This window comes from Micromonospora costi (assembly GCF_003626655.1).
Taxonomy (GTDB): domain Bacteria; phylum Actinomycetota; class Actinomycetes; order Mycobacteriales; family Micromonosporaceae; genus Micromonospora; species Micromonospora costi.
This window is the reverse complement of record NZ_RBAN01000002.1, coordinates 282,653-307,769: the sequence shown is the minus strand read 5'-3', so window position 1 is coordinate 307,769 and position 25,117 is coordinate 282,653. Positions and strand designations below refer to the sequence as shown.

17 protein-coding genes, 1 tRNA gene and 1 pseudogene are annotated in these 25,117 nt (G+C 71.0%); 9 read left to right on the top strand and 10 right to left on the bottom strand.

Going from position 1 to position 25,117, the window contains the following annotated elements; all coding sequences use genetic code 11:
- Positions 1–39: 39 nt before the first annotated feature.
- On the bottom strand, positions 40–1,398 hold the full coding sequence (locus D7193_RS12210) for a mandelate racemase/muconate lactonizing enzyme family protein (protein WP_206611898.1): 1,359 nt from the start codon (positions 1,396–1,398) through the stop codon (positions 40–42).
- A 754-nt stretch (positions 1,399–2,152) separates the two neighbouring features.
- Here D7193_RS12210 and D7193_RS12205 point away from each other — a divergent pair.
- The 8 genes from D7193_RS12205 (at position 2,153) to D7193_RS12170 (ending at position 8,519) form a co-directional block, all read left to right on the top strand.
- Entirely contained in the window at positions 2,153–2,926 is a 774-nt protein-coding gene (locus D7193_RS12205; protein ID WP_277749904.1) for an SDR family oxidoreductase, read from the top strand.
- Between the two features lie 31 nt (positions 2,927–2,957).
- A complete protein-coding gene (locus D7193_RS12200) occupies positions 2,958–3,611 on the top strand; it encodes an RraA family protein (RefSeq protein ID WP_206611897.1) in 654 nt (217 codons plus the stop codon).
- A 9-nt stretch (positions 3,612–3,620) separates the two neighbouring features.
- On the top strand, positions 3,621–4,592 hold the full coding sequence (locus tag D7193_RS12195; RefSeq protein WP_120779600.1) for a sugar kinase: 972 nt from the start codon (positions 3,621–3,623) through the stop codon (positions 4,590–4,592).
- A gap of 7 nt (positions 4,593–4,599) precedes the next feature.
- The gene (locus tag D7193_RS12190; protein WP_120779599.1) at positions 4,600–5,712 is read left to right on the top strand and encodes an ABC transporter substrate-binding protein; all 1,113 of its coding nucleotides are present in this window, start codon (positions 4,600–4,602) and stop codon (positions 5,710–5,712) included.
- Positions 5,713–5,789: 77 nt separating this feature from the next.
- Positions 5,790–6,551: an ABC transporter permease gene (locus D7193_RS12185; protein WP_206611896.1), complete on the top strand. Its 762-nt coding sequence runs from the start codon at positions 5,790–5,792 to the stop codon at positions 6,549–6,551.
- Complete coding sequence (locus tag D7193_RS12180) at positions 6,552–7,391, top strand: ABC transporter permease (protein WP_206611895.1); 840 nt, start codon at positions 6,552–6,554, stop codon at positions 7,389–7,391.
- Entirely contained in the window at positions 7,388–8,185 is a 798-nt protein-coding gene (locus D7193_RS12175; RefSeq protein ID WP_120779597.1) for an ABC transporter ATP-binding protein, read from the top strand. Before D7193_RS12180 ends, D7193_RS12175 begins: the two co-directional genes overlap by 4 nt.
- Positions 8,157–8,519, top strand: a complete 363-nt coding sequence (locus tag D7193_RS12170) for a hypothetical protein (protein ID WP_120779596.1) — start codon at positions 8,157–8,159, stop codon at positions 8,517–8,519. Before D7193_RS12175 ends, D7193_RS12170 begins: the two co-directional genes overlap by 29 nt.
- A 92-nt stretch (positions 8,520–8,611) precedes the next feature.
- Here the strand turns inward: D7193_RS12170 and eda are convergent, their stop codons facing one another.
- The 8 genes and pseudogenes from eda to D7193_RS34955 form a co-directional block, all read right to left on the bottom strand.
- Positions 8,612–9,280, bottom strand: a complete 669-nt coding sequence (gene eda, locus D7193_RS12165) for a bifunctional 4-hydroxy-2-oxoglutarate aldolase/2-dehydro-3-deoxy-phosphogluconate aldolase (protein WP_120779595.1) — start codon at positions 9,278–9,280, stop codon at positions 8,612–8,614.
- Positions 9,281–9,285: 5 nt separating this feature from the next.
- Positions 9,286–9,753: a 2,4'-dihydroxyacetophenone dioxygenase family protein gene (locus D7193_RS12160; RefSeq protein WP_120779594.1), complete on the bottom strand. Its 468-nt coding sequence runs from the start codon at positions 9,751–9,753 to the stop codon at positions 9,286–9,288.
- 178 nt (positions 9,754–9,931) lie between these two features.
- Entirely contained in the window at positions 9,932–10,483 is a 552-nt protein-coding gene (locus D7193_RS12155; protein WP_120779593.1) for a YciI family protein, read from the bottom strand.
- Between the two features lie 30 nt (positions 10,484–10,513).
- Positions 10,514–13,033: a transglutaminase TgpA family protein gene (locus D7193_RS12150; RefSeq protein WP_377456325.1), complete on the bottom strand. Its 2,520-nt coding sequence runs from the start codon at positions 13,031–13,033 to the stop codon at positions 10,514–10,516.
- Complete coding sequence (locus tag D7193_RS12145; protein WP_120780357.1) at positions 13,009–14,268, bottom strand: DUF58 domain-containing protein; 1,260 nt, start codon at positions 14,266–14,268, stop codon at positions 13,009–13,011. The genes D7193_RS12150 and D7193_RS12145 overlap by 25 nt, the downstream gene beginning before the upstream one ends.
- A 14-nt stretch (positions 14,269–14,282) precedes the next feature.
- Positions 14,283–15,278, bottom strand: coding sequence for an AAA family ATPase (locus D7193_RS12140; RefSeq protein WP_120779592.1), 996 nt, complete (start codon positions 15,276–15,278; stop codon positions 14,283–14,285).
- A gap of 28 nt (positions 15,279–15,306) precedes the next feature.
- The gene (locus D7193_RS12135; RefSeq protein ID WP_377456357.1) at positions 15,307–17,877 is read right to left on the bottom strand and encodes a fibronectin type III domain-containing protein; all 2,571 of its coding nucleotides are present in this window, start codon (positions 17,875–17,877) and stop codon (positions 15,307–15,309) included.
- Positions 17,878–20,770: 2,893 nt separating this feature from the next.
- Positions 20,771–21,247: pseudogene (locus D7193_RS34955) on the bottom strand (tetratricopeptide repeat protein); the annotation flags it as partial.
- Between the two features lie 221 nt (positions 21,248–21,468).
- On the opposite strand from D7193_RS34955, the gene D7193_RS12125 reads away from it, so the two are divergent.
- Positions 21,469–21,552: transfer RNA gene (locus D7193_RS12125), tRNA-Leu, on the top strand.
- 621 nt (positions 21,553–22,173) lie between these two features.
- On the opposite strand, the gene D7193_RS12115 is transcribed toward D7193_RS12125, so the two are convergent.
- On the bottom strand, positions 22,174–24,891 hold the full coding sequence (locus D7193_RS12115; RefSeq protein WP_120779589.1) for an NACHT domain-containing protein: 2,718 nt from the start codon (positions 24,889–24,891) through the stop codon (positions 22,174–22,176).
- Positions 24,892–25,117 lie beyond the last annotated feature (226 nt).

Below are 25,117 nucleotides of genomic sequence, written 5' to 3'. Positions count from 1 at the left end.
CGCCGCCGCGGCGTTCGGGGTGCGGCGGCCGCTCGCGTGTCAGCTCCAGATGCGGTCGTGCGAGTTGGCCTTGTCCCACTCCGGCGTCGGGTTGAAGTACCCCTCGGCGGGATCCATCCGGCGCTTGACCTCCTGCTCGTTCAGCTCGACACCCAGGCCGGGCCCCTGCGGCACGGTGTAGAAGCCGTCCTTCACGAGCGGCTTGGCCGGGCCGTTGATGATGTTGTCCCAGCCTTCGACCTCGAACGAGTGGTTCTCCAGCGCGACGAAGTTCTGGGTCGCCGCCGCGATGTGCACGGCGGCCATCGCCCCCACCGGCGACCCGGCGTAGTGCAGGAACATCGGGACGCCGTGTTCCTCGGCGTAGTCGCCGATCTTCTTGGTCTCGAGGATGCCGCCGGCGGTGGCCGGGTCCGGGTGGACGATGTCGACGGCCTCGGCGTCGATGAGCTCCTTGAACGCCTCGAGCCCGTAGATGTCCTCGCCGGTCATCACCGGTACGTTCGTCGCCTCCCGGAACTGCTTGAACTGCTTGGTGTACATCCACGCCACGACGTCCTCCATGTACGCCGGCGCGTACTCCTCGAGGCGTTGGGCCAGCTTGATCTGGTCGTTGATGCCGAAGTGCCCCATGTGGTCGTGGCCGATCGGGACGCCGTAGCCGACGGCGTCGCGCACGGCCTCGACGTAGTCGGCCATCGCGTCCAGGCCCTTACGGGTCAGCTGGACCCTGGTGAACGGGTGCAGGGTGGCGCCGTACCCGCCGGGCGTGAAGTTGTACTGCGCGAGGTCTCCCGGCCACAGGTTCCTGCCGTTGAAGGCTCCCTTGACGTCCTGGATCATCTCGATGCCAAGGTCCATCTTCAGGAAGGTGTAGCCCTCCTTGACCCGGTCCTTCATGCGCTGGGCGTAGGTCTTCGGGTTGTTCGACACCGCGGCGTCGGCGTAGGCCCGGACCCGGTCGCGGTACTTTCCGCCGAGCAGCTGGTAGACAGGCACCCCGTAGGCCTTGCCGGCGATGTCCCACAGGGCCATCTCCACGGCCGACACGCCGCCGCCCTGGCGGCCGTGCCCGCCGAACTGCTTGAGCATCTTGAACAGCTTCTCGACGTTGAGCGGGTTCTGGCCCACCAGCCGGCTCTTCAGCAGCAGCGCGTACCGCCGGTCGCCGTCGTCGCGCACCTCACCCAGGCCGTACAACCCCTGGTTGGTGTCGATGCGGACGATCGTGCTGCGGAACGGCACGCCGCGCAACGTGACGGTGCGCAGGTCGGTGATCTTGAGGTCCGACGGGCTGGAGGTCTTCGACACGTTCTGCGTGGCGTACGCGACCTGGTCCTCCATCGGAGACGAGACGAGCCCCGCCAGGCTCAGCCCGCCCGCGCCGGCTGCGGCCATGCCCAGGAACCCCCGTCGTCCGAGGTTCGAATTTGCCGTCATGAGGTTCTTGCCCTCTCTGTGCGCTCTCAGGGATCGGGTAACAGGATCAGAAAACGGGCCCGAAACGGCAGGGCCGACGGGACGTGCGACAGCTTCCGGGCGAACCCGAGGTCGTCAATGCGCTACGCTTTTGGCCTCGCTCCCTTCTGGCGTCGCGTCGGCTCGGTATTGCTTGGCCGAGCGATGGACAGGCCGCGCCCCACCGAGTTCCCGGCGCGCCGGAAATGGTCGAGACAAAACCTTGCTGACCGGCCGCGGGATGATCGGTTGTTCGTGGGGCCAGATGCTATAGGCATTCGTCACTGCCGGTTAAGTGCGAGTTACGGATGCGATCATTCGGATACCGAATTCGCGCTGACCGCGGCTGTCGACAAGCGCCTATGCCAGCGGTTGCGGCCGTCTTGGCCTGAGGGGACAATCCCGCCGAACGCCGCACAGCCGTCGTACGCACCCCGGTCCTCGCCGTGACCGGCGCTGGTGTGCCCGGCCGGCGACAGCTGCCCGGCACCTTGCCCCGCACCCGACCGGGTCGCCGCCGCCGACGGAGGTTGTCGTCCGGTGCGCCCCGGTGCGGGTCACCGCGTCCCGCCCCCGACATCCGTTATGTGGATACGCCCATTTGATTTCCGTTGTTAACGGCCCGCAACAACTCGCCTAGTCTCGTCCGCACCACCAATGGTGGCACCAGCCCGGCGAGAGGTGAGGGGACGTCGTGCCCGTGACGGAGAAGGCGCCGCCGATGTTCCGCCTCGACGGCCGGCGTGCCCTTGTCACCGGCGCCGGCACCGGCATCGGCCGTGCTATTGCCCTGGGCTTCGCGGCTGTCGGCGCGGATCTGGTTCTGTTGTCCGAGCGCGACGACCTTTCAGAGGTGACCGAACAGGCGCAGGCGATCGGCGCCCGGGCGTCGGCGGTCCAGTTCGATTTGTTGGACACCGCCGGCCGGCCCGCGTTCATCGAGTCGCTGTTCGATTCCCACGACATCGACATTCTCGTCAACAACGCGGGCGTGATCCGCCGGGCGCCGGCCGAGACGTTCAGCGACGGCGACTGGTACGAGGTGATGGAGGTGAACGCGCACGCCGCGTTCCACTTCGCCCGTACCGCCGGCGCCCGGATGCTCCAACGCGGCGGCGGGAAGATCATCAACATCGCGTCGGTGCTCAGTTTCCAGGGCGGGATGTTCGTCCCGTCCTACGCGGCGAGCAAGCACGCGATCGGCGGGCTCACCAAGGCGCTGGCCAACGAGTGGGCCGGCCGTGGGATCAACGTCAACGCCATCGCCCCGGGCTACGTCGAGACGGCGGTGACCGCCGACCTGCGTGGTGACCTGCGGCGCCGGGCCGAGATCACCGCCCGGATCCCCGCCGGCCGCTGGGCCACCCCGGACGACCTCGTGGGCGCGGCCGTCTTCCTGGCCTCCGACGCGGCCGCCTACGTCCACGGCCACATCCTCGTCGTCGACGGCGGTTGGCTCTGCCGTTGACCACCAACGATCGCAACGAAAGGACAACCACGTGCTTGTCGTGCCGCCTCAGGAGATGATCGACGCCTACCGGGCCCTGGCCACCGCGTCCGTCGCGGATGCCGTCGAGCAGTTCGGGGTCCGCGGATACCTGACCGGCGGCATCCGGCCGATCCTGCCCGGCAAGCTCGTCGGCCCGGCCGTCACCGTGCTGGAGGAGCCGTCGGAAACTGCGGAGCCGCCGACGTACGCCCTGCGCGCGATCGAGGAGTCGGAACCGGGCAGCGTGATCTGCATCGCGGCCGGCGGGGCCGACGTCGCGGTGTGGGGCGGGCTCATGGCGGCCGGCGCCTCGGTGCGGGGCATCGGCGGCGCGGTCCTCGACGCGTGCGTGCGGGACGTGGAGGAGATCCGGCGCGACTACCCGAACCTGCCGATCTACGCGAGGGGCAGTGTTCCGGCGACCACGGTCGGGCGCTACCGGACGGTGTCGTTGAACGAGCCGGTCGACATGGGTGGCGTGACGATCTCTCCCGGTGATTTGATCATCGCCGACAGCGATGGCGTGGTCTGCGTCCCGGTCGCCCGGATGGCCGAGGTGCTGGAGGCCGCGCAAGTCATCGAGGCGCGCGAGCGGGAGCAGACCAGGATGATCCACGAAACGGGCTCCCTGCTCACCGGCATCGCGAAGCACAACCGGGTGTGAGAGGCAGCCATGCACGTACTCGCCCTCGGTGAACCGCTGCTCGAGTTCAGCTCCGTGCAGGACCGGCCCCTCGACGCGGCCGAGCAGTTCTCGGTCGGCTTCGGCGGCGACACGTCCAACGCCATCGTCGCGGCAAGCCGGTCGGGTGCGAGCGCGGGGTACATCACCCGCATCGGCGACGACGGGTTCGGCGGCGCGCTGCTGCGCCTGTGGGAGCGCGAGGGAGTCGACACGACCCACGTCGTGCGGGAGCGGGGCGGGCGAACGGGCATCTACTTCATCTCCCGCGACAGCCGCAGCAGTTCCTTCACGTACTACCGGGCCGGTTCGCCGTCGAGCCGTCTCAGCCCGCAGGACGTTCCGCTTTCGGCCATCGAGGCGGCGGCGGCCCTGCACGTCTCCGGGATCACCCAGGCGATCAGCACGTCGGCGTGTGACGCCGCCTTCCACGCGATGCACGCCGCCCGCGAGCGGTCGACGCTGGTCAGCTACGACCCGAACTACCGACCTACGCTGTGGCCGCTGGAACGGGCCCGGGCGGTCATCACCCGCAGTGTGCAACTGTGCGATGTGGCGCTGCCGAACATCGAGGAGGGCCGGCTGCTGAGCGAGCGCACGACGCCGAACGACATCCTCAGGTGGTTCGTGGCCCTCGGCCCCCGGATCGTGGTGCTGAAGATGGGCGAGCAGGGCGCGCTGCTCTGGCACAAGGACCAGATCAGCGAGATCGCACCGCACCCCGTCGTGCCCGTGGACAGCACCGGCGCCGGCGACGCGTTCGACGGCGCCTTCCTGGCCCGCCTCGTCGACGGGGACTCCCCGGTCGAGGCCGCACGGTACGCCGCGATCGCGGGAGCACTCACGACGCAAGGGCACGGAGCGGTGAACCCGATTCCTCGTCGCGACGCAATTCTGGCCGCTCTGCACGAAGACGACGGCGGCCGACAACTAGCGGGAGGCGATTCTGTTGTCATATCTTAGGCGTTCGATGATCACTGCGGCGGCGGTGGCGGTCATGACGCTCCTGGCCGCATGCGGCGGGGGTTCCACCGTCGACGACGACCCGGTTGGCGACGGCCAGGGCGGGATCGTCAAGGTGCGGGCCGGGTACGTCTCCGCGATCGACCAGATCGGGCTGCCCGTCGCCCTGGAGACGGGACAGTTCGAGGAGCAGGGTCTGGACGTGGAGCTGGCCCAGCCGTTCCCCACCGGAGTGGACGCCCTGAACGCGTTGCAGTCGGGCAGCGTCGACTTCGTGCAGGCCGGTACGCCGATCATCTCCGCTGCCCAGAAGGGGATCGACCTGGTCCTGCTCGGCAACTACACCGGCTCGTCCACCCAGCGCAGCATCGACCGGACGATGGCGGTGGTCGCGACCGACAAGGCCGGCATCGACGGCACCAACCTGGCCACCCTGAAGGGCAAGCGGATCGGGGTCTCGGTCGGCTCGATCAACCATCTCTACCTGCTCGGCCTTCTGCAGAAGGCCAACCTGGCCGCGACCGATGTGCGGATCGTCAACACCGCGCCACCGGACATGGCCGTGGCGCTGCAGACCAACGGCATCGACGTGGCCATCGTCTGGGACCCCTGGCCGATCGTCATCACCGACCAGGTGAGCGGCGCCAAGGAGGTGCTGCGCGGCGGCGGGTACATCCCGTTCATCGGCTACATCGTCGCGACCCGCAGCTTCGTCGAGCAGAATCCCGAGGTCGTCACCAAGTTCCTGACCGCCCGGGCCGGGGTGGACCAGTGGATGCGCAAGAACGCGGCCGACGCTGCGGAGTCCGCCGCCCGGTGGCTGCCCGGCACCAAGCCCGAGGTGGCGGACCGGGCCATGCAGTACAACGTCGAACAACTCGACGGCCGGTTCAGCCAGTGCAACTACCTCGCCCTGGACACCATCAGCCGGCTGCTGGCCGAGCAGGACGTGGTCGAGGCCGATTTCGACGTCAACAAGTACTTCGAGCCGGGACCGATCCTCCAGGTGATGCAGTCCAGGCCCGAGCTCTTCGAGGACCTGCCCGCCGTGCCGCAGGCCGCGGCGATCAGCGACGGGTACCAGTTCTCCCGTGACGCAGCGATGAAGGCATGTCCGTGACCCTCACCGAGACTCGTGGCCAGGGCACGCGCCGCGTGACAGCGCGCGGCGCGGGCCGTGGCCCCAGAGGCCGGCTCGTGTCGGCGTTCTGGTTCCTCCTGCCGTTCGTCCTGCTCGTCGTCGTCTGGGCCGTCGTGGTCGCCGTCACCAACACCCCCATGCGGGTCTTCCCGCAGGTGACCGACGTGCTCGCGGCGCTGCGTGAGATGTGGGTGAGCGGCGACCTGTTCCGGCACCTCGGAGCGAGCCTGCGCCGGGTCGGCGTCGGCACCGCCATCGCGGTGGTGACCGCACTGCCGTTCGGCGTGGCACTCGGCGTGAGCCCCACGCTGGCGGCGTTCTTCGCGCCGCTGTTGCGGTTCTCCGTCGCGCTCGCGGGCATCGCCTGGATCCCGATCGCGACGCTGTGGCTCGGCTACAGCGACTCGGCGGTCATCTTCATCGTGTGGAACGCGATGTTCTTCGCGCTCACCTACAACGCCATGCTCGGCGTCCAGCAGATCCCGATCGAACTGCTCCGCGCCGCGCGGTCGATGGGCACCGGCCGCATCCGCATGTTCTTCGAGGTCCTCGTGCCGGGCGCGCTGCCCAGCATCGTGACCGGCCTGCGGATCGGTCTCGGCTACGGCTGGCGCGGCCTGGTCGCCGCCGAGATCATCGCGAGCAGCGCCGGTCTGGGGTACGCCCTGTTCCTGGCGCAGACCGAGTTCTCCACCGACGTCGTCATCACCGCGATGGTGATCATCGGTGTGCTCTGGCTGACGATGGACCGACTGCTGCTCGCGCCGTTGGAGCGCCGCACGGTGGAGCGGTGGGGCATGAAGGCGGTGAGCTCGTAGGTGGCCGTCACGACCCGGGCCTCGGCCCGACCGAAGCGCACCGTCGCGATGCCGCGCCGGATTCTCGTCAATCCCGTCGTACGGACCCTCGGCCCGTTCGTACCGGTCGTACTCCTGTGGTGGCTGCTGGCCGAGCTCGACGTCTTCCCCGGCGCGTTCTTCGTCGGGCCGGACACCGTGGTCGGCGAGTTCGCCGAGCTGATGCGCAAGGGTGTGCTGCCCGGCTACCTCTCCGACTCGCTCACCCGGCTGATGTACGGGGTCGGCTTCGGGCTGCTCATCGGCCTGCCGCTCGGCTTCGCCATCGCGATGTCGTTCTGGGCGCGTCGGTTGACCTGGCCGTTGCTGCTCTTCTTCCAGGCGATCGCGGACATCGCCTGGCTGCCGATCGTCATCGTCTGGTTCGGCTTCAGCCTCACCGCGGTCACCTTCGTGATCGTCTACACCATCGTGTTTCCCCTGGTCCTCGGCATCGTCGCGGGGGTGGAACAGGTACCCCGCGAACTGATCCGGGCCGCGCGTAGCCTCGGCGCCGGCCGGCTGCGCGTCTTCCTCGAGGTGATCGTCCCGGGAGCCCTGCCGTCCCTGGCCAGCGGCATCCGGACGGGCCTCGGCTACGGCTGGCGGGCCCTGGTCGCCGCGGAGATCATCGTGGGGACCAGCGGGGTGGGGTTCATGATGTTCGACGCCCGACGGGTCGGTGACGTCGCCGAGGTCTTCCTCGGCATGATCGTGCTCGGCGTCCTGTGGTACGCGACGGACGCGCTCGTCCTCGCACCGTTCGAGAGGGCCACCGTCGAGCGATGGGGATTGGTTCGACAGGCGGAGGCAGGAAAGTGACCGCGCTTGAGATCAGTGGTCTGAGCAAGGACTACGTCGACGCCTACACCGGCGAGGAGATCACCGCCATCGGTGACGTCTCCTTCACCGTCGACCGGGGAGAGTTCGTCTCCATCCTCGGCCCGAGCGGCTGCGGGAAGACGACCGTACTCAACATCATCGCCGGCTTCGTGAAGCAGACCGGGGGGACCGTCAAGGTCGGCGGGCGTGTCGTCGACGGCCCGGGGCCCGACCGGGGCGTCGTCTTCCAGAGCCACGCCCTCTTCCCGTGGAAGACCGTGCTCGGCAACGCCGCCTTCGGGCTCCGGATGAAGCGGGTCCCGCCCAAGCAGCGCGAAGCGACCGCCCGGGAGTACCTCGAACTCGTCGGCCTCGCCGGGTTCGAGCACAAGTACCCGCACGAGCTGTCCGGCGGTATGCAGCAGCGTCTGGGCGTCGCCCGGGTGCTCGCCAACGAGCCGGACGTCATGCTGATGGACGAGCCGTTCGCGAGCATCGACGCCCAGACACGCCGCAAGCTGCAGGAAGACCTGACCCGGGTGTTCGAGTTGCGGCGACCGACGGTCTTCTTCGTGACGCACGACATCGACGAGGCGGTGTTCCTCTCCGACCGGGTGATCGTCCTGTCGACGCGGCCGAGCATCGTCCGGGAGATCGTCACGGTCGACCTGCCCCGGCCGAGGACCTGGCGGGAGACGACGCAGTTGCCCGAGTTCCGCCACCTCTCCAACCGGATCACCGAACTGCTCACGGGAGGTGCCGAGGATGTCCACCCTGCGATCGATCCTGACTAGTGTCGTCCGGATGCCGGCGCTTCGCCGGATCGGCGTGGTGGTCCTTCTCGTCCTCGCCTGGCAGGTGTGGCTGAGCGTCCAGGCGGTCGGCAAGGTCGCTCCGGGCGTCGGCGACCACCCCGACCAGCGCGGCCGGTTCAGCGTCGACGTGGTGCTGGACTTCGCCCCGGAGCGGTACCACATCCTGGAGTTGCAGAAGCACGGGCGGGTCGCCGGCACCAGTGACAACACCGTGCACCTGCGGTCGGTCTCGCCGGCGGGCGTCGACGCGCTCGCCCGGGAGTACTGGATCGAGCGCATCGATCCGGCCAGCTCGCCGAACCGGCGCCCGTGACGGGCGCCGGGCGCGCCGGCCGTGCCGGCGGGGGAGAGGTGCGCCCGGGTCGAGCCACCGCGCGCCACCCGCGGATACAGCGGGCGGCGCGGTCAGGAGGACGATGCGGTGGTGTCCCGGAGCCGGGCGGTCGCGCGGGCCAGTTCCTCGACCCGGGTCCAGTCCCCGGCCGCCAGGGCGTCGGCCGGGGTGAGCCAGGTCCCCCCGACGCACCCGACGTTGGGCAGACGGAGCCAGTCGGCCGCGGTCGCCGGTGAGACCCCGCCGGTCGGGCAGAACATCAGCTGCGGCAGCGGCCCGGCGACCGCCGAGAGGAAGGCGGGCCCGCCGCTCGCCGCCGCGGGAAAGAACTTCATGGTGTCCAGACCCAGTTCCCGCAGCCCCAGCATTTCGCTGACGGTGCTGACGGCCGGCAGGTAGGGCAGGCCCGTGTCGCGTGCCGCGCGTACCAGATCCGGGGTCGTGCCCGGGCTCACCAGGAACCCCGCTCCGGCCGCGCGCGCCTGCTCGGCCTCCTGACCGGTTGTGACCGTGCCGGCTCCGACGACCATGCCGGGCACCTCGTGAGCGATCCGCCGGATGGCGTCCAGCGCCGCGCCGGTCCGGAGGGTGACCTCCATGATGCCGACGCCCCCGCGCAGCAGCGCCGTGGCCAGCGAGACGGGGTCGGTCGTCTCCGCCACCACGACGACGGGAATCACCGGCGAGATCGATACCAGGTCCCGGGCGTTCTGCGGGGATCGTGCTCGGTCCGTGGTCATGACGCTCAAAAGACGATCTCGTGCGGGGCGATGCCCTGCTCACGACAGTAGTCGTGATAGCGGCGCAGCTTGGTCTCCGCGGTCTCGACGTAGGCGACCTCACCGGTCTCGTCCATGTACTCGATCGGACCGTGGATCGAGAACAGCGTCAGCATGGGGTGGTCCGGGTCGTCCACGTCGGCCACGAGGGTGTGCACGTCGCCGGGCGGCTCGTAGACGTACGCCCCGGGCTCGGCCTGCCAGTCGTGTTCGAGGTAGTGCCAGTGGCCCTGGACGACCCACCCCTCGACCTCCGCGAGATGCCGGTGCCGGTTGACCACCCCGCTCTTCGCCACCTTCAGAAGGTTGACCCAGCTGCCCGTGGCCGGCGAGATACGCAGCGGCTTGAACCACACGTTGGAGGAACCCTGCGGAACCCACGGCAGGTCAGCGGCCCGGACGAGGAAATCCTTCATCGGGTGCGGGTGCTCCATGCGTCGATGCTCCTCACTGATCCGCCGTGCCACGGCACAAAAACCCTATGGCGGACGGGCGGGCGCGGTGAAGAACCAAGCTCGGATGACGCCATGCGGAAGACGAATACGGCCCCGTGTACCGGCGGCGGCACCGCGGCCATCGGCTGGCGGCTGCGGTGTGCCGAACGGTGTCGGCCTACGAGGGCCGCCCGCCGAACTGCCAGGTGTGGACCTCGATGTCGGCGTACCGGTCGGCGCTGAGGACGGCCCGCGCGCTGCCCGGGTCGGGCGCCCTGAGCAGCACCGCCGTGCCCAGCCAGCTGGTGCCGTCGTCGGACAGGAGCGGCCCGTACGCGATCAGGTCGTCCCGGTCGGGCGGCGACGCGAGGTCGGCGGCCTGCCCGGAGCCGAAGCCGAGCACCAGGTACCGGTTGCCGCCGGTGCGGCCGCCGGGAAACTCCCACATCGTGCGCCCCAGCATGTTGCGCCACCGGCGCAGCAGCACGTCCCGGTACACGCCGGCCTGGTAGTTGGGTTCGTCGAAGGCGAACGCGCGGGCGGCCGCCGGATCCGGCAGGTCGACGATGTGCAGACTGCCGGTGGGGGTGTCGCCGTCGCTGGCGAAGGTGGGGCCGCGGGCGATCATCCGCGCCGCGTACCGGTCCATGTAGGACCAGTGTTCCTCCAGCAGATCCCTGCGCAGAGCCATGGAACCGGGCCGGTCGCGGTGATAGCAGAGGAAATCCATGCCATCAGTGTCGCGCATCCGCCGACGGGGTCAGCGGCGCCACCGGAGGGGGCCCGGGTGGATCGACCAGAGCCACCGGCGCCAGCGGGGGCGCGTGGCGCGCAGCGCGTCGACGTACGTCTGCGCGGCACCGGCGGCCCGGGCGGCCTGGTCGGGCGTGACGGTGCCGGGGGCGAAACCCACCTGGTTGAGCAGGTCGGCCAGCTCGTCCACGCCGTCGGCCGGCGTGCGGGTGGTAGCCGCCACGTGATCCGCGAACGGCGCCCCGACGGCGTGGATGACCCCGCCGGCCGGGGCGACCGCGTCGACGGCCCCGCCGGGCGGGGCGACGGCGTGACGGGCACGCTGGGCCACCTCGGTGGCCGCCAGGTCGGGCCCGACCGGTTGACCGGCCAGGCGCAGCGCGTCGGTCACCTCCCGCCAGGCGCCCGCGATGCGGTGCGCGGGGTCGCCCCGCTCGACCCGGCCGCGGGTCAGGGAGCGGCGCATCGCCAGCAACGTGAGCAGCACCGCCCCGACCAGCACCAGCAGACCGCCGGTGCCGCCGCCCACCAGCACCGGGGTCGGTACGCCCCCGGCGTCGGCCGGGCCCGCCGCGGCGGCGCTCGGTTCGGGTGACGCGGTCGGCTCCAGCGTCGGCTCCGGCGCCTCCGACGGCGGCGGGTTGTCCGGCGCGGGCCGGAAGTCCTCCTCCACGGGCCGGGGCTCCTGGTCCGGGCGGGGCAACGGGTCGAACGGCACCCAGCCCAGACCGTCGAAGAGCACCTCCGGCCAGGCGTACGCGTCACCGGCCCGGATCGCGCCGTCCCCGGTGGACTCGAGCCCGACCACGACCCGGGTCGGCAGGCCGGTGAGCCGCCCGAGCACCGCGAACGCCGCCGCGAACTGCTCGGAGGTGCCGCGCTGCCCACCGCCGTTGCGGGGGCCGAACAGGAAGAAGCCCAGGTTCGGGTACGCGTGCCCGCTCGGCGCGTCCGACACGAGACGGTAGTGCTCGGAGAGGAACTGCTCGATGGCCGCCGCGCGGGCGTACGGCGCGCCGTTCTCCTCGGCGAGCTGGCCGGCGAGCCGGACCATCGGCTCGGGCGCCCCGTCGGCCACGCGCAGCACCCGCGCCACCGTCTCGCCCGCCGGCACGTTCGCGGTGGCGAGCAGGTTCGAGTCCGGGTGTTCCTCATCCGAGGTCACCGTGTAGCGCAGGCCGGGGGTGAGGCCCTCCGGCCGGATGAGCGTCCCCGTGGCCGGGTCGTACGCCACCCGGGCGCCGCTGACCTCGCGGGGGGTCGCCACGGCGGGTAGGAGCCGACCGGTCAGCTCGGCGACCGTGATGTCCTGCCGCACCGTCTTGACGGTGCTGCCGGGCGCCGGGGTGGCGGCGGGCAGGATCCGCCCCGCGTTGCGGTAGGTGGCGCCGACCCGCCAGGTGACCCCGTCGTAGTCGCTGAGCACCGCGAGCCGGATCCGGAGCGGGGCGACGGTCTCACCGGTCCCGGTGCCGTCCGGCGGCTCGTCGCCGCTCACGGGGGAGGGGGCGGCAGCCGGCGCCGGGGCGCCGGCCGGGCGATCGGTGCGCACATCCAGCAGCTTCTGCTCCGGGTGCAGCGCCCAGCCGGAGATCCGGATCAGCGGGTTCTCGTCCAGCGTCTCCACCTGCGGCGGCTCGACGTACCGGCGTGGGTCCACGGGCCGCCCGTCGACCTGCCCGGCCACCATCGGGCCGAGCGCGGCGACGAGACCGACCACCACCACCAGCCCGAACGCCGCGCCCGCGGCGAGCCGGACCCGGACGGCCGCCCGCACCCCGGGCGCGAGACCGGCGGTCGGATCACCCGTGGCCGGGCCGGTGCGCGCGGACACCGCCAGCCCCAACGCGGCGACCGCCACGAAGACGACCGTCGGCCAGAGCGCGGGCGCGGCGTTCGGGCCGACCACGTAGAGCGCGCCCGCGTACAGCAGCACGGGAGGCAGGTAGCCGGCGAGCACCCGGCCGGCCCGCAACGCCACCTCCGCGCCGGTCAGCCCGGCGAGCCAGGCGGCCACCAGCGGCACCAGCACGGTGTCCGGCGTGGGCTCGACCGGGATCATCGCGGTGAGCAACCGGGGGATGCCGTTGCGCGCGGCGTCGGCCGTCACCTCGGCGAGGCTGCCGGGCAGGCCGGCGTGGGTGGCGGCCAGCCTCAGCGACCAGCCGGTCCAGGCCGCCATGGCCACCACCGACACGGGCGCGACCAGCCAGGACGGCAGCCGCCGGGCGGCCAGGCTGACCAGCACCGAGCCCAGTGCGGCACCGGCGACGAGCCGGGGCAGCAGCGACCCGGCGTACACCCGGCCGAGTTCGACGCCGGCCAGCGCCAGCATCGTGACCAGCGCCAGCGGCACCGGCACCGCTCGCAGCAGGGACCCGAGCCGACGGCGTCCGCCGCCGGGCGCGGGCCCGTCGTGTGTCACGGCGCCGGCGCTCGGGCCGGTGCCGTCCACCGGGCCGGCCGCGTCCGCGCCGGCCGGCGGCCGTCCGTCCCGCATGGTCACCACCGCCTGACCCCGTCCCACTCCGCCGCGAACTGTGCCCCGTCGGCCGCGTCGATGACCACCAGACCGGCCGCGCCGGGTGGTGTCGGCTCAGTCGCGCCGAACACGCCGACCACCACCGAGGGGTACGCGCCGCGCAGCGCGCCGACGTGCCCGAGGTCGCCCCGGCCGCCCGGGCCGGTGAGGAAGACCAGCGTGTCGCCGAGCCGGTCGCGTCGCACGCGGGCCGCCGTGGCCTGCAGCGCGTCGTCGCCGTCGACGAGGTCGGCCGCGGCGAGCCGGTCCAGCGGGCCGCCGGGGGAGTCGGCCCGCGGAGCGGCGTCGCCCGGTCGGTGCGCGTCCCGACGCAGCCGGGCGCGCAGCCCCGCCCAGCCGCGCGTGGTCGCCGCGGCGCCGGCCTCCTCGGATCCGGCCTCGGGTGCGAGGTCCGGTACGACCAGCAGCAGGACCACGGGCAGGTCGGCGCGGACGGCCGCCGTGACGATCGACGCGGCCGCCTCGCACGCCGCCTCGAACGACGCGGCCGTCCCGCCGCGGCGCTCCGGGTGGGCGGTGGCGCGGTTGTCCAGCAGCACCACGATCCGGGGCAGGCTGGTGTCCACGTTCTCCCGCACCATCAGCTCGCCCACCCGGGCGCTGGTGCGCCAGTGCACCCGGCGCAGCTCGTCGCCCACCACGTACTCGCGCAGCGAGTCGAAGGTGATCGACCCGTGCGGCACCGCGTCGACCCGGCCGTCGAGGCTGCGCCCCGCGCCCGTCGGCACGGCGGCGAGGGGGTGGATGCGCGGGTGCACCCAGACCGGCGTCGTCCCGCCGTACGGGCGGGACAACGCCACCAGGCCCAGCGGGTCCCGACGGGTCACCCGCAGCGGCCCGACCCGGACCACGCCGCGGCGCCGGGTGGGCACCTCGTACGTCACGGTGGTGTCGCGGCCGGGGCGCAGCCGCAGCAGCGGGACGGCGACGGTGTCGTCGCCGCAGCGGTCCTCGGCGAGCAGGCTCGCGGCCCGCAGCCGCCCCGTGTTGCGCACGGTCAGGGTCATGCTGGCCGGCTCGCCGCGTGCCACCCGGTCCGGGTCGGCGTGCCGGGTGACCGTCAGCCGAGGCCGCCAGGCCGCGACCACGGCGGCGTAGCCGACCGCGGTGCCGGCGGCCGCGCCGAGCAGCGCCAACTCGGGGTACGCGAAGCGGAAGCCCGCGCCCAGCAGCACCACGGCGGCGACGAGCAGCCCGACCCCGCGGGCGGTGACTCCCATGCCGGTGCGGCCGGTCACCCCTGCACCGGGGCCGGCTGGCCCGAGGGGAGCGGCACCGGCACCGAGGCGATGGCCTGGCGCAGCACCTCGGCGGCGGTCACGCCGCGCACCTGCGCGTCCGGGGTGAGCAGCAGCCGGTGCGCGAAGACCGGCTCGGCGAGGGTCTTCAGGTCCTCCGGCATGATCCAGCCCCGGCCGTCGATGAGCGCGTACGCGCACGCGGCGCGGGTCAGCGCGATCACGCCACGGGGGCTGACCCCGACCCGTACCTGCGGGTGGGTGCGGGTGGCGGCCGCGAGCCGCACCGCGTACGCGTAGAGCGGCTCGGCGATGTGCACCCGGCGGGCCATCTTCACCATCTCGCCGACCGTGGCGGTGTCGGTGATCGCGGTCAGCGCCTCCGGGGAGCGGATCGTGGCCCCGCGCAGCACCTCCACCTCGACCGCCTCGTCGGGGTAGCCGACGGAGAGCTTCACGAGGAACCGGTCGAGCTGGGCCTCGGGCAGCCGGTAGGTGCCGTCCATCTCCACCGGGTTCTGCGTGGCCACCACGAGGAACGGCTGCGGCACCGGATGGCGGACGCCGTCCACCGTGACGGTGCGTTCCTCCATCACCTCCAACAGCGCCGACTGGGTCTTCGGCGACGCCCGGTTGATCTCGTCGGCGATGACGATGTTGGCGAAGACCGGACCCGGGTGAAACTCGAAACCCCGGGTGGCCTGGTTGAAGATGGTCACGCCGGACACGTCGGAGGGCAGCAGGTCCGGTGTGAACTGGATCCGCCGCCACTGACCCTTCACGGTCGCGGCGATCGCCCGCGCCAGGGTGGTCTTGCCCACCCCGGGCACGTCCTCCAACAGGACGTGCCCCTGGGCGAACAGGGCGGTGAGCGCCAGCCGGACCACCTGCGGTTTGCCCAGCACGACCGAGTTGACGTTCTCGGCCAGCCGGGCGGCGAGGGCGGCGAAGCCCTGCACCTCCGGCTGGGTGAGCGGCTCGTGGGTGTTCACGTGCGTGGTGCTCCTTGCCTGGGGTGAATCAGCAGGTGGGCAGGACGTTGATGTTGTCGCCGCCCTCCAGGTTCAGCCAGGCCCAGGGGATGTAGTTCTTCCCGCTGTACTCGACCTGCACCCACCAGGTGCTGCGCTTGTCGTTGTTGTAGATGTACGCGTAGACCTCTTCGCCCTGCTTCTTGCAGTACGCCTTCAGCCGCATGCCGGGCTCCGCCCAGCCCACCTGCCTGTTGTTGTCCTGCCGGGCCACCGAGAAGATCTCGTTGCCGTTGCGGCCGGACACGTCCCTGTCGCAGTACGTGGCCTCCTCCCCGGAGGCCCCGTTGTTGCAGGTCGCGATCCCGTACAGGGCGTCGGTGCTCTGCGCGCGGGTGGCCGTGCCCTTGCCGGCGGCGTTGGACGCCGTCACCGTGAACGTGTACGCCGTACCCGGCGTCAACCCGCTCATCGTGATGCTGGAACAGGCGCCGGCCTTCGCTGGCTCGCCCGGCGTGCTCAACGTGCAGGACGCCTGCCCGCCGCCGGCGTCCACCGTGAACGTCACCGTGGCCCCGGTCGCCGTCGCCGACGAGCCGGTCACCGTGATCCGCGGCTCGGCGACCGTACGCGCCGTGGCGGTGGCCTCCGCGCCCGGCCCGGCCTCGTTGACCGCCTTGACCTTGACGGTCACGTTCTGACCGTTGCCCAGCCCGTTCACCGTGGCCCGCGTGTCGGTCACCTCGCTGGTGCGCCCGCCCACGTCCACCAGGTACTTCGTCACCGGGCGGCCGTTGGCCTCGGCCGGCGCCCACTGCACCGCGACCGTGCCCGGCTGGTCGGCCACCGTGCTCGCCCGCAGCTGCGCCGGACGCCCCGGCACCGCGTACGGCACCACCGTGTTGCTCACCGGCGAGGCCGCCGACGCGGCGCCCTTGTCGTTGACCGACACCACGGTGAACGCGTACTGGTTGCCGTACTCCAGCTCACCAGCGGGCACCACGAGCTCGGTCTTCGTCGACTCGCCCACCGGGGCGTTCGCGCCCGCCGAGGAGGCGGTCACCGCGTACCGGGCGATGGTATTGCCCTGCCCGTTCGCGGCCGGCCACCGTACGAGGACGGTGCCGTCCGGCCGCTCCTGCGCGGTGACGCTGGCCGGCGGATCGGGCACGGCGGCGGTCGGCGTGACCGGGTTGCTGCTCCGCGACGGCCCCGCGCCCTTGGCGTTGACCGCGTGCACCGAGAACCGGTACGTCTCACCGTTGGTCAGGCCCTTGATCTCCACGGACCGCTGGTTGGCACCGACCTCGTGTCGCTGGCCCGCGCCCTCCACCACGTACCGCATGATCGCGGCTCCGTTGGCCGGCGCTGCGCGCCAGCTCACCCGGGCCAGCGCGTTGCCGGCCGCGGCGGTGACGCCGCGCGGCGCGCCCGGCTTGCCGACCTTCGGCTTCTTCGGCGGGGGCGGCGGCGGGGGAGCCGGCGGCGGGTCACCGCCGAGCACATCGTTGGCGTACTTGTCGACCTCACGGACCTGGTGTTTGTCGTCCACCACCCGGGCCGTCGCCGCGTCGGGCGCGTTGATGAACAGGTGGTTCTCCCGGACCTCCAGCTCGAGCGGCCCGGTCGCCCTGCCCTTGATCGTGTCGACCAGCGTGCCGTTGGCGTCGAACGAGTAGACGGTGCCGGTCGCCTCGTCGGCGCAGTAGAACCGGTCGGCCCACGCCACCGCCGGGGTGAGCCGGTCACCGTCGCCCGGCACGGTGAAGCTGCCCGCCTCGCCGCCGCTCTCGGCGACCACGTGCACCTTCCGCTCGCCGGGCACCGTGACCGGCACCTTCGGCCCGCTGGTCCGCGCCGGCAGCGAGCCCGGCGCGGTCATCGACAGCTTCGTGGGCCGCACCGTGCCGCGCTGCACTGTCACCAGCGCGCCCGCGGTGCGGTCGAGCACCGCGACACCGTCGTCCAGGGTGGAGACCACCAGCTCGTGCGCGGGCTCGGCCACGTCGTACGTCTCGATCTGCTTCGGGCTGAGCCCGCCGCCCGCGCCCGGCGACGCCGGCGTGGCGGGCAACGCCGCCGCGGTGATCGCCGAGACCGTGCCCTGGCTCGGCACCGCGATCCAGAGTCGACCCTCACCGTCGAACGACCCGCCCGTGATGCCGGGCGGGTAGCGGACCGGCTCGCCGACCGGCGACAGTGACCGCGGGTCGAGCTGCCGCACGACGCCCTGCACCGCGTCGACCACGAACGCCGCGTCCTCGTGCAACGCCACGTTGACGCCCAACCCGGGCGTGGTGCGGGTCGTCGCGGTGATCTGCAGCGTGGCCAGGTCAAGCGAACTGACCTGACCCGTGTTCAGGTCGCGCAGGATCAGCATCCGGTCGGTCTGGGTGACCTGCATCGGATGCTGCCGCGCCGCCGGCACCTCGGTGCGCGTGTCGACGCGCGCGGTGACCCCGTTGACCCGGGCCAGCTCGCTGCGGGCCGCGCTCCACAACCACGAACTCGCGTCGTAGTTGGCCACCGCGTTGTCGGCGGCGCCGAGCCCGAGCACGGTCAGGCCCATCGCGGCGAGCAGCGCGGCCACCGTCCCGACGGTGACCAACCCGCCCCGCATTCGCGAGCGGCGACGGGAGGTGCCCGGCTCGGTGTTCACGGCTTCGTCGATGGTGGCCACAACCGGCTGCCTCCCGTGTCGTCGTGCCAGGTGGCGTCCCCTACCGGCGACCCCTCCCCTGAGCCGCGTGCCATCATATGGGCCGCGTCACGATGGCGGGAACCCGCACCGTCCGGCTGTGGACACCGAGCGTGTGCGCAGGTCAGCTGGATGGAGTGCGTCCCTCACGTTCGGTGCAGGCCTGGCCCGACGTGGCGAACGTGTCCGTCGACCAGACCGCGAGCACCGTGAAGCAGTAGTCCACCCGGGAACTCAACCCGTTGACGGTGTAGCTCTCCGTTCCCGGGTCCACCGTGGCCATCACGCCCAACGGCTGGCCGGCCCGACCACCGGCGACCATGAACGGCACCCTCCCGCCGGACGGGTCCGTCCAGGTCAACCTGATCGAGGTCGAGTCGTCCCGCAGCCGCAGGTCACCCGGCGGTGGCCCGCTGGCCGTCGGCGCCGCCGCGCGCGGCGAGGGCGCGCTCGCCGGCGGCGTGCCGTCGCGGCCCAGCACCAGCACGCCGACCCCGGCCACCGCGCCGACCGCGACCACCACGGCCGTCACCGCGACGGCCAGCGCCGCCCGGTTGCGGCCGCGCGGCTCCGGCTCGTCCGGCAACAGGTACGGCGGCGGCGTCGCCGGGTGCGCCGCGACGCCCTCCGGTCGGTACGGCTCGACGGGGTACCCGCCGGCCCCCGGGTAGACCTGCGGCCCGGGCGGGTACGCGCCCGGGTACGTGCCCGGCTGGCCCCCGGGTGCGTTCGGGTATGTGCCCGGCTGGGCCTCGGGTGCGTTCGGATACGTGTCGGCGTCCGGGGCGGTCGGCGACCCGGGGATGGACGCCTCGGCCGGTGGGTCGCCCCGGTAGGTGCCCGGCGTGGCCGGGTAGGCGACCACCGTGCCCGGATCCCCGCCCGGCGTGCCCGGGTAGGTGTCCGGTGTGACCGAGCGGGCATCCGCGGGGCTCGGGCTGTGGCCCGGCGCCTCGGCGTGCGCCTGTGGCACGACGGCCGGCGAGTGCGCGAGCGGCGCCGCGATCGGGTCGACCGCCGGAGGCGCCGGGTCCCCCAGCGGCACGACGTCGGGCCGCGGCTCCGGGTCGGGGTCGGGCAGCGGCGCCGGCGACACCGGGTCGGGCAGGTCCGCCCCCGCCGGTCCCTCCTCGTCGTGCTCGGCGACGGTGGGCAGCGGCTGGGGTGGGGCGGTGGCGCTCCATGGCGGCGCGGTCAACCCCCAGGGCGGTGCCGGCGGGGCACTCACCGGCGGGCTGCTGACCGGGTGCGCGTAGCCGGGCGGGGCGCTCACCGGGTAACCCGGGGGCCCGCTGACCGGGTAGGGATAGCCCGGCGGACCGCTGACCGGCGGCGCACTGACGGGCCCGCTCACCGGAGGCGCGCTGACCGGCGACGCGTAGCCGGGCGGCGCGCTCACCGGCGACGGGTGCCCGGGCGGTGCGCTCACCGGCAACGGGTAGCCCGGCGGTGCGCTCACGGGCTGCGGGTGACCCGTGACCTCCGACGGCGGTGCGCTGACCGGCGTCGGCGTGGCTGCCTGCATCGGGCTCGGCCACGTGCCGGGCGGCTGCTGGCCCGACGGCGTCGCCGGCTCGGGCGGCGCGCCGGCCTGTTGGCCGAGGGCCGACGGGCGCGGCTGAGCGGGCGGCACGTTCACGACGCCGTCCGGCTGGCCCGGCGCCGCCTGCTGCTCCGGCTCATCGTCGCGCTGGCCGGTCCTGGCCCGCTCGAGCTCCTCGGCCAGCAGCGGCTCGATCTGCCGGACCTGGATCGTCGGCTTGTCCCAGCCGGGCGCGGAGGAAGCCTGCTCGTGCGCCGGGCCGCTCCCACCCGCTCCCGGTGCGGCCGAGGGTGGGGCGACGGGCGGTGCCGGGGGCATTCGCGGCGGCGGGGGAGGTGCGGGTACGGCCGGTGCCGCCGGCGGACGGGCAGGCGCGACGGGCGCTGACACGAGCGCGGGTGATGGGGGCGGGGCGGGCGCGGCGGCCGGCGCGGGCGCGGGTGCTGCGGGCGCGGCCTGGGTGGGCGAGGCGGTGGCGAAGGCGGGCGCGGATGCGGGCGGTGGCGGCGGTGCCCACGCGGACGCAGGCGCGGCCATGCCCGGGCCAGCCGGAGGCGCCGACGCCGGAGCGAGCGGTGCGGTGTTTCCGTGACCGGGGTGCGACGGCTCGCGCGGTGGCACCAGTGGGGCTGTCTCGTCGGCTGGCGGCACGAGCCGACCGTGCCCGCCCTGCGCGGGTACCGGTCCGCTGGTCGCGGCTTGCGGCGCCCACGCCGAGGGCGGCACGGGCGGGGGCGCTACGGGTGCGGGCGGCGTCCCGACCCCGGCGGTCGACGGTGCCGGGGTAGCGCCGCCCGGGTGCGGCAGCGGTGCCGGCGCGGCGCTGACGGGGTGCGGCAGCGGGGGCGCCATGCTGCCGGGGTGCGGCGACGGGGGCGCGGCGCTGACGGGCGGCGAGGGCACCGGGGGCGGCGACGTCGGCAGGCCGCCGGACTGCGGGGGCGCCGAGGCCGCTGCGGCCGGAACGTGGCCGGGCACCGGCGCCCAGGGCGACGGCGGCATCCCGCCACCACCGCCAGGCGGGGTCGGTGGCGGCGCGTATCCGCCGGGCGCGAGCGGCGGTGGCGCGTACTCGGGCGCCGCGGGCGGGGCGGGGTGCGTCACCGGAGGAGGAGGCACGGCGCCCGGCGCGGCCGGTGGGCCGCCGGCTGGCGGCACGTCGAGTGGCGGCACGTCGGGTGGCGGCACGTCGGGTGGCGGTGGGGACGGCCGCCGGACCGGCGACAGCGTGGCGAACGCCATGGTCGGCCCCGACAGGGCGGCCATCGCGCTCCCCGGGGTCAACGCCGCCGGAGGTGGCGCGGCCGGTGCCGTGTCGGTGGACGGGACGCCGAGGTAGCGGCGGGCGGTGCGTACCGCCGGGTGGTCGTCCCCGAGCACCGCCGGCCCGGCGGTGGCGACGCGGTTGTAGTTGCGGCGGGCCTCGTGCCTGTTGCCCAGCTCCTCGGCGACCCCGGCCAGCTCGAAGCTGAGCGCCAGCATCAACGGGTCGCCGTCGCCCCAGCGGCGTTCCCCGACCGCGTACGCCTCCTCCAGCACCCGGCGGGCCGCGAGCGGGTCGTCGGCCTCCCGATGCAGCCGGGCCAGCAGGTGCGCGGTGTTGAGCACGTCCGGGTGGTCCGGCCCATACGGTGGGCGGGCGGATCCGACGGCCTCGGTCAGCAGCTGACGGGCGGCGGTCAGGTCGCCCGCGCCGCGCAGGGCGAGGGCCCGGTGCTGTACGGCGGCCAGGGGGGAGGGATGGGACACGTGGTCATGCTGCCGGTAGATCGGCTCCGGACGCTACCCGGCGCCGCCGTGCACCGCCCCTACCCGGGGCGGGAGCAGGGCGGATGTCGCGTCCGGCGGCGCGGGGGAAGGCGATGTGCATGATCCACCGGGGCCGTGTACAGTAACTCCCCGTGCGGCCCGCCGGGGCCGGTCCTCGGTGTCGAGAACACCGGGGCTGGCGCGGTAGGCTGGACGAGCAGGTCCGGGTGGCGGAATGGCAGACGCGCTAGCTTGAGGTGCTAGTGCCCGTATAGGGCGTGGGGGTTCAAGTCCCCCCTCGGACACAAACTGGCGGCACCCGTGCCGTCTCCGACGTACTGGTGGTCAAGCGTCCTTGACTACGTGAATCTGATCACCGCAAGGGGCCCGCCGCTCGTATAGGTGATCAGGTGTTTGCTGCCGGCCGGCCGCGATCGACCGGGCTGGGCCCGACGTGGTCCCCCCATTGAGCGCAGGCGCGAGGCGTCGACCACGGCGTAGGTCCAGGTCCAGGTCCAGGTCCAGGTCCAGGGCTCGGCGGGAGCGGAGTTCGGCCACCAGCACCCCGTGCAGACGCTGCCACACGCCCTGCTCTTGCCAGCGAGCAGGCCGCCGCCAGCACGTCGATCCCACACCCCGAACGCCGAGGTCGATAGCTGCTGCCACGGGATCCCGGTCCGCAGCACTGACAAGAACCCCGCCAACGCTACCGGGTCGTCACGAGCCAATCGCCTGGGGTAGCGCAACCGGCGGGTACGAGCCGGAATCAACGGGTCGAGCGGCTCCCACAACCCGTCGACGATCTCCCTCTCGCACAGCCCGCCGATCTACCGTGCGCCGCGGCCGCCTACAAGCGACGCACCGCATTCAAAGAGAATCGATCTCTAAGCCACCTCCGGTCGCATAGGCACGCTGTCCGGTTCGGCCTATTGCGGCTTCGTAACCCAGTGGCGGCATCCAGGATCTGAATACACATGCCGATAAGGGTTGAGGGCTGGGATGTAGAACACGTGCGTCAGTGGTGCAACACGCGCTAACGGAAGGAAGAAAAATACAAAGTTGGCCACAGAAGCGGCAATTAGGAACAAAACAACCGAAGATGCAGCTATCGGGAGGAGGGCGACTGAGATGGCAATCGGTGGAAGCGGCGCAAACACTACCGAAAAGCATCCGAGCTCGTACTGCATCGAGCCGGGTGCGGGTAGCCGCTCAATGCGGATGAAGCGGTGCGCCATGTATGGCGCAGCCATGCTTAACAAGACGAGAACAGCGTTGTTCATCCCATATGGTCTTGTCAGACGACCAAAATCAACGAACAGCAAATAGGTGGCCCACGTGGCCGCTCCCAGCGTGCCGACAATTGCCAACGTCGTAAGGAACCACTGGGTAACGTGGATGGGAACCTTAACGGTGTATCTGTTGTCTCGCTCAAGGTTCTTGAACGCCTTCGGATCCAATCTCTTAGCCTCGAAGAACGGACAGGGTTTCGGCCCTAACGGTTCCACCGAGAGTTCATCCGCCAAGGCAAGCAACTTTACGAAGTTCGACGATAGAGGAACTGCTCGCTTAAATGGATACACCTCGCTAAGAGTTCGGCCGCTAAACTCCCTCTCTCCCAACGTCTCCTGACTTTGGAGCTCAACGAAGCAGTCAGGCTTCATTGCCAGAGTCAGCAAGTTTGAGATAATAGCCTTACATGCCGGTTCATTCTCTATCCCGGGCGTATTGAGCGAGCGCCAGAGAGGGGCTACGAGTCTCGCGTTGTTGGGAACCAGGCCCGCCAGTTCCCCGGAAAGCGCTGCCACTTGGGGCGAATTGCTGTTCGCCACGTCATCCAGCACTTGCAGAGCGCCGAAGGTATCGCCACCAAACAGAGCTCGAAGTCTCTTTTCCTGATCAACTTGCCCATCGGTCTGTTCGTCTTCGGCATTGGACAGCAAAATCTCCCTGACCAACTGCACGGCGGTATCGCTGATCGCCGGTTCGGGCGATCGAGTGGCAGCGAGTATGGCAGGCACGATTATCTTCACTTGGCCTTGCTGCCTCGCTCGATCACCGAGAGTTGCAAGCACTCCAGCAGCTACCTCTTTACTCACGCGGGCACTAGCCAGTGCATGACCGGCCAGCTCCGGACTAACACTGGCGATCCGAATCAGCAATTCGTCCGCCTGTGGAGCACTTGCCACCACGAACATCAAGGATTGGCGCCATGCATCGTGGCTGGCCCGTTCGGAAATAAAGTTGATACCACCGTCCTCCATGCGCGAAATCGCCTCCGCGGCAAGGAACTCATGTATTGATCTATGAGTAAATGAAAGAAGACCATCATCGGATGCGTCGAAGACGAGTCCTGCTCTTGTCACAATCTCTTCTACGAATTCATCAACCTGATCTCGCCCCACTGAAGTGAGTTCAGGCGAAAGGAATTCGGCGTGGGTGATCAGATCTCTACGGGAGAACGACTCGAAATGATTACTCAACTCCGCTGACTTTAGCGCGATGTCGCGGAGTAGTCTCCTCTTGTCCATCGCGTCGAACTTGAGAGACTGGCTTACAGGTGAACTGTCAGCCGATCGGCGTCGCAGCATCTCAGAGATCATCGCGTCGTATAAGACGGGAATAGATGATGGAATGATAAACGCAGGGTCCCGCACATACAGCCCGACCGACATCGCAAGGATCAACGGGCTGCGGTGCAGGTCGAAATTGCCTGATGCCTTGAGATCTGCCAGAAATGTCTTGGGTGACTTCGGGGAATGAAAAGCACTTTTCCGTTTCGCAACATACCGCTGCACGTCCGAGTCGCGAAATGGCGCGAGCATGTAAAACTCGTCGCTGAACCACGGCATCCAGTCGTCGCGAATCTTGAGAAAGTTCTGGCGCCTACATGTCAGCACGACCCTTGCCAGCCCTGTGGGAAGCTCCGTATTCTCACCCTCACAAAAATCCCCGACGGCCTGAAGGACTGAGTGATATCTAGCCTCGGCTACCTCGTCCAAGCCGTCTAGCAGAACGAGGCAGCGTCCATCTTTGAGAAGACGCCGCAAGCACCATTCCGGCCTGCGAGTAATGCCGGCATCTATCAAGAGCTTAAGCAAATACTGTTCGACCGCATTAGCTCCGGATTCCGCGCGTAGCTTGCGCAGGGGTATAAGGAAGGGCACCTCTCCTTTTGTTGGACGCCAATCCCCTCCTAAAAGGATCGCTCCCCAGGCTCTCTTCGTGATTCCTGCACCGTACGCGCGCAACAACGTCGATTTTCCCGACCCCGGATCTCCTAGGACGATGATCTTTCTGCCGCGATTTGCGCCCATTACGTCTGTGCCGAGCAGTTCAGCGTCGGATGGATTACTATCCGATGTAACAGTAAGTGGAACGTACGTGGCCGCCAGGTCAAGCGCCTCTACTCGATCGAGGTAGACATTCTCGATGCTCGCGTACTTACGAACAAACCATCGCCCGTACTTTCGGGATGGTATTCCGGCCCTATATGCAAATGTGCGAATTCCGAGGCCAGCTAGGCGACGCATCCGGGCACTGAGCTTAAGCGTGGTGACGAGTGTCCCGACTAGACCAAGCACTGCAACCAGAAGACCGGCCTGCTCCACCGAAAGGTGCAACAGTCTGTCGAACGTCTCCCTCAACGGGCCACACCTCACGGGGTCAAGCGCTATTGCACTGACCGTGGACGTCAGGCGCGCCAATGATCAGTGCGGGGGCTGAGATGCAGCGTAACGAATCAGGCAAGTGTCGAATCGGCCCGAATCCCCTGATATCAGGAAATGAATACCGCAGAGCGGCGGCAGGCCGGGGTCAGCGCCGGGCCTCACGGCGGCGGGGATGGCTTGGATGAGGGTCTCCGCACGCTCA